The 4,848-nt window shown below is 45.8% G+C and carries 5 protein-coding genes; all 5 read right to left on the bottom strand.

The window, feature by feature from the left end; translation table 11 throughout:
- Positions 1–125: 125 nt before the first annotated feature.
- Positions 126–1,241, bottom strand: coding sequence for an alanine dehydrogenase (gene ald / locus ACJAT7_RS17855; RefSeq protein ID WP_415228152.1), 1,116 nt, complete (start codon positions 1,239–1,241; stop codon positions 126–128).
- Positions 1,242–1,581: 340 nt separating this feature from the next.
- Entirely contained in the window at positions 1,582–1,824 is a 243-nt protein-coding gene (locus tag ACJAT7_RS17850) for an acyl carrier protein (RefSeq protein ID WP_415228151.1), read from the bottom strand.
- Positions 1,825–1,873: 49 nt separating this feature from the next.
- A complete protein-coding gene (locus ACJAT7_RS17845; RefSeq protein ID WP_415228150.1) occupies positions 1,874–3,190 on the bottom strand; it encodes a dihydrolipoamide acetyltransferase family protein in 1,317 nt (438 codons plus the stop codon).
- Positions 3,187–4,191, bottom strand: coding sequence for an alpha-ketoacid dehydrogenase subunit beta (locus tag ACJAT7_RS17840; protein WP_415228149.1), 1,005 nt, complete (start codon positions 4,189–4,191; stop codon positions 3,187–3,189). The genes ACJAT7_RS17845 and ACJAT7_RS17840 overlap by 4 nt, the downstream gene beginning before the upstream one ends.
- A partial coding sequence (locus ACJAT7_RS17835) for a thiamine pyrophosphate-dependent enzyme (RefSeq protein ID WP_415228148.1) occupies positions 4,184–4,848 on the bottom strand: 665 nt, incomplete at its 5' end. The genes ACJAT7_RS17835 and ACJAT7_RS17840, both read right to left, overlap by 8 nt.

The raw sequence follows: 4,848 nt of genomic DNA, 5'->3' as shown, positions 1-4,848 counted from the left end.
GCGTTATCGCTTATTTATGTAGAATAACTACACTGCATAAGCTCTGCATTGTATAAAGAATCTACAAACTGCTGCAAAAAAAATCCCGAAAGATAAACAGGCCCTAGGGAGGCGCTCAATAAAGGTTATGCTAATGCGACCTTAGGATCAACAAACTCAAATCCTAAGTTTTCTGCAACACTGGCACAGGTTATCTGACCATTGATAACATTTAGGCCATTTAAGAAATTGGAATCACTTAATAAAGCTTGTTTATAGCCTTTATCAGCAAGATTTATGATGAAGGGCAGTGTCGCATTATTCAATGCAAATGTTGAGGTCAGTGGCACAGCCCCGGGCATATTAGCAACACAGTAGTGAACTACATCATCAACAATATAGGTTGGATCTGCGTGCGTTGTTGCTTTTGAGGTTGCAATACAGCCACCTTGATCTATCGCAACATCAACAATGGCAGAGCCCGCTTTCATGTTTTTAATATGTTCAGCTGTGACTAATTTAGGGGCAGCTGCGCCGGCAACCAGTACCCCACCAATCACCAAATCCGCTTCAAGGACATGTTTTTCAAGTGCTTCCGCTGTTGAATAGACGGTTTTAATTTTATTACCAAACTGCGCATCAAGACGACGTAACACATTGGCATTACGATCTAGAATAACCACTTCAGCCCCCATGCCGACGGCCATTTGTGCGGCATTATTACCGACCATTCCGCCACCAATAATGACCACCTTGGCAGGAGCAACACCAGGAACGCCGCCTAATAACATACCACTGCCTGCATTTGATTTTTCAAGGGCTTGGGCACCAGCTTGAATTGACATGCGACCTGCAACTTCTGACATCGGTGCTAAAAGAGGTAAACCACCTTGATTGTCGGTGACTGTCTCATAGGCAATACAAATTGATTTTGATTTAATCAAATCTTCTGTTTGCGGGAGATCGGGTGCCAAGTGAAGGTAAGTAAATAGAATTTGTCCTTCACGCAACATTGCACGTTCAATTGCCTGGGGTTCTTTTACCTTAATTATCATTTCAGCGCTGGCGAATACTTCGGCCGCACTTTTCAGGACAGATGCACCAACATTAATGTAGTCCTGATCACTGAAACCTATGCCTGTACCGGCATTGTGCTCAACAATAACCTGATGTCCATGATTGGTTAATTCACGAACGCTGCCTGGAACCATGCCTACACGATATTCGTGGTTTTTAATTTCTTTCGGGACGCCGACAATCATAATACATACTCCGTTATGGTTTAGTTTAATAAATATTTAAAGCTAGTTTAAAGGTCTTTATCTAGATTGTGCTACCAAGTTTTTGTGCCTTTGTAGTTTTATATTTTATAATTTTATGCTTTTCTGGTGTTATATTCTGAATCGGTTGTTATCAGCTTGTTACTGCCTGGTTATCGCCTTGTTGATTTTTGGTTGTTGCTTTGTTATTTAAAATTTAGGGGCAAAGCACCGAACAGCTAAATTATAACGCCATGAAAAATCGGACAAAACAAAACGCTTCACTTGTTCGCAGTGAAGGGGGATTGGCGAAAGGTAATCATTCCGTCCAGAGTCTAAAAATTTAAGGGGGATTCATTATATAAGAGATCATTGCATTTAGCGTCAGCACCTTAGCGTAATCAGCTTCTGGAATGACTACTTGAGACCGCTTGGAAACAGCGATCACCAAATTAAGGAAATCCATCGAATCGAGTTCCAGTGCTTCGCGCATATCTTGATCATCGGGCACTTCATCCGCTTCTATTTCAGGGGCAATATTACTTAACTCTTCAAGAATCAGTGCTTTTATTTCGTTTTTGTTCATAAATCCTCTCGGTTTATTGTATTTTGATTTTTAATCCGCTTTACCATTCTCAGGTTACACCGCTCGAATCAGAAGCTGTCCACAAAGCTTCCGGCTTTTGCAGCAGTTGGTTTAACTGATACAGAAAACGGGCGCCGATGCGGCCATCACTGACGCGATGATCGGCCGCAAGGGAAGCCTCAATAACGGAACGTATTTTTATCGAGCCATCGACGGCCATCACCTCTTGATGAGGGCTACCTAAAGCCAGAATAGCCACCTGCGGCGGAAAAATAACAGCGAACATCTGCTCTGCACCGCGTTCACCGATGCTGGTCACAGTAAAACTGCCCCCGCTCAATTCAGAAAAGACTAAACTGCCATTGCGCGCGCGTGTCACCTGCTGCTTAAGCAGTTCCATTACCTGTGAGGGAGAAAGTGTTTGTGCCGCGCGGATCACCGGCATTACCAATCCACCGCCACGTAAATTAATCGCATTGGCTAAATGCACTGTTTCACTCGCGACAAAGCGGCCCTCACTATATTCGCCATTAAGTTGCCCGTTATCCATTAATGCACGGGCAACAGCACACAATAAAGGCGCAGCTAAGAGCAGACGCTGATCGATGGGGAGCCTTGCGTTAACCTGCAGTAAGTAGTCTTCTAACGCTGTTATATCCAAACGCTGGCGCAAATAATAATGTGGTATCTGTTGTTTTGAACGGGTCACTGTGGCGCTAATCGCCTGGCGCATGGCTTCGTTATCAAACACTTTTTTAGGCTTTGCTGCTGCTCTGCTTAAGGTTAGCTTAGCGGTTTCTTTTTTATCGGGCGCGTTTTCTGCCGTCGCGGGCGACTGCTGACTGCGCTGTTTTTGTTGTATTGCCTGCTCGACCATGGTCAAAGTGACAATTTTATTGACTGGCTTGGGAAACAGTAAATTTAAAGTGAGTTGCTGCTGCTTCGCAAAAGATCGCGCCGCGGGCGTTGCTAAAATAAAATCTTTAGGGGTTGTTAAGTGATGGTCCGGTTGCTCAGTCACCGTGGGCGCAGGGCTCGGATTTATATTCGCAGCGGCTGTGGCAAGCATCGGGTCAGCGGTAACATTTTCCGGACGAGGGGTTGTCTTTTCACTGTCTTTAATCGAGCTTAATCTGGCGATAGGTTCTCCAACGGCAATCTGATCCCCTTCTTTGACCAGTAAATTTATTATTAATGCATCTTCAAACAGATCTAAATCTATTGCCCCCTTGTGGGTTTCGATTACCGCAACCACATCACCCCGTTTTATATGATCCCCCTCTTTAACCAACCACTGTGTTAGCGTTCCTTTTCTCATATCAGAGCCAAAAGAGGGCATCTTTAAGTCATGTTCATTGCTGCTCATAAGGGAGCCCTTACATCCTGATCGGATGGCTCCATCATTCGCTTAGCCACTGCAATAATTTGTGCTACCTGCGGCAGGCTCGCCTGTTCTAAATGGTATGCGTAGGGGATCGGCACTTCAGCGCTACAAACGCGATTAATGGGAGCATCTAAATACCACAGTCCAAGTTCTGCAATAGTGGCGCTGACTTCAGCGGACATTCCGCCACTTTTCCATGATTCGTCAACAATCAGCGCCTTGTGTGTGCGCCGCACTGAATCTAAAATGGTCGCTCTGTCTAAGGGGCGTAAACAGCGCAAATCGACGACTTCCGCATCAATGCCTAAGGTTTTAAGTTGCTCTGCTGCATCCAGTGCTTTATACAAACAACCTCCCCAGGTGATAATACTTAAATCATGACCTGTTCTGCGGATCACCGCTTTTTCCATCGGCGCAATTGTCTGTTTTTCCGGCAGCTCAGCCTCCATATTATAGAGCATCACATGTTCAAAAATAATCACCGGGTCAGGATCATCAAGTGCCATTTTTAACATATAGCGCGCATCACCTACCGTGGCCGGATAAAGTACTTTAAGGCCGGGAATATGGGCATATAAACCTTCAAAACTGTGGGAATGTTGAGCCGCCAGCTGCTTTCCTGCCCCGCAGGACATGCGAATAACTAAGGGCACCGATATCTGTCCGCCAGACATATGCCTGAGCGTCGCGGCGTTGTTGATTATTTGATCCAGTGCGAGCAGACTGAAATTGACCGTCATGATTTCTACTATGGGTCTCATTCCGCCTATGGCTGCACCAATACCTGCACCGACAAAGCCGGATTCCGCCAAAGGAGTATCAATAATGCGTTGCGCGCCGAAGCTCTCGAGCAAGCCTTTGGAAACCGCATAACAGCCCCCATATCTGCCCACGTCTTCGCCGATCAAAAAGACTCTGGAATCATCCTTTAAGGCTTCCACTATTCCAGCCCTAAATGCCTCTCTGAAGGTGATTTTATCCATTGGACACCTCCGTATACACGTGCTGTAACAAACTTTCGACGGGCTCGATATCTGCCGCCTCTGCGCTGCGCACCGCCGCATCGATCTCTTTATCTACCGCTAATTCGATGGCCTGCAGCTCTTCGGGTTCGATTTGATGATTGTCTTTTAACCATTGGCTTAACTGGACCAGAGGTCCTTTTTTCTTCCACTGCTCAACTTCGTCATTATTACGATAAAGCTGGGTATCAAACATAGAGTGACCACGAAAACGATAGGTCTGGCATTCTATAAAATGCGGGCCGGCACCATTGCGTATCGCGCTGCAGGCAAGTTTTGCCGCGGCTTCAACATCAATCACATTCATACCATCTACAACTTGCGCTGCTAAGCCGTAACTTGCTGCTTTTAAGTGAATTTTCTGATTGGACTGTTCGAGTTCCAGGGCCGTACCCATGGCATAAAGATTATTTTCACAGATAAATAAGATCGGCAGCTGCCATAATTTGGCAAGATTCAGGCTCTCATGAAATTCTCCCTCGGCAACCGCTCCGTCACCAAAAAAACAGCAGGTGACAGCCTGGTTCTGTAACATTTTATCCGCTAATGCGATACCAACGGCAATCGGCAAAGCACCGGCAACAATGGCATTACCGCCATAAAAACGCTGGCTGCTGT

The sequence above is a fragment of the Psychromonas sp. genome (assembly GCF_047632995.1).
Lineage (GTDB): Bacteria > Pseudomonadota > Gammaproteobacteria > Enterobacterales > Psychromonadaceae > Psychromonas.
The sequence above is the reverse complement of the archived record's forward strand: the minus strand, read 5'-3'. Positions and strand labels throughout refer to the sequence as shown.

What these genes read in the sequence shown, in the direction of transcription:
- ACJAT7_RS17850 (WP_415228151.1), bottom strand. Translation starts at nt 1,824, where the DNA reads ATGAACAAAAACGAAATAAAAGCACTGATTCTTGAAGAGTTAAGTAAT.
- ald (WP_415228152.1), bottom strand. Translation starts at nt 1,241, where the DNA reads ATGATTGTCGGCGTCCCGAAAGAAATTAAAAACCACGAATATCGTGTA.
- ACJAT7_RS17845 (WP_415228150.1), bottom strand. Translation starts at nt 3,190, where the DNA reads ATGAGCAGCAATGAACATGACTTAAAGATGCCCTCTTTTGGCTCTGAT.
- ACJAT7_RS17840 (WP_415228149.1), bottom strand. Translation starts at nt 4,191, where the DNA reads ATGGATAAAATCACCTTCAGAGAGGCATTTAGGGCTGGAATAGTGGAA.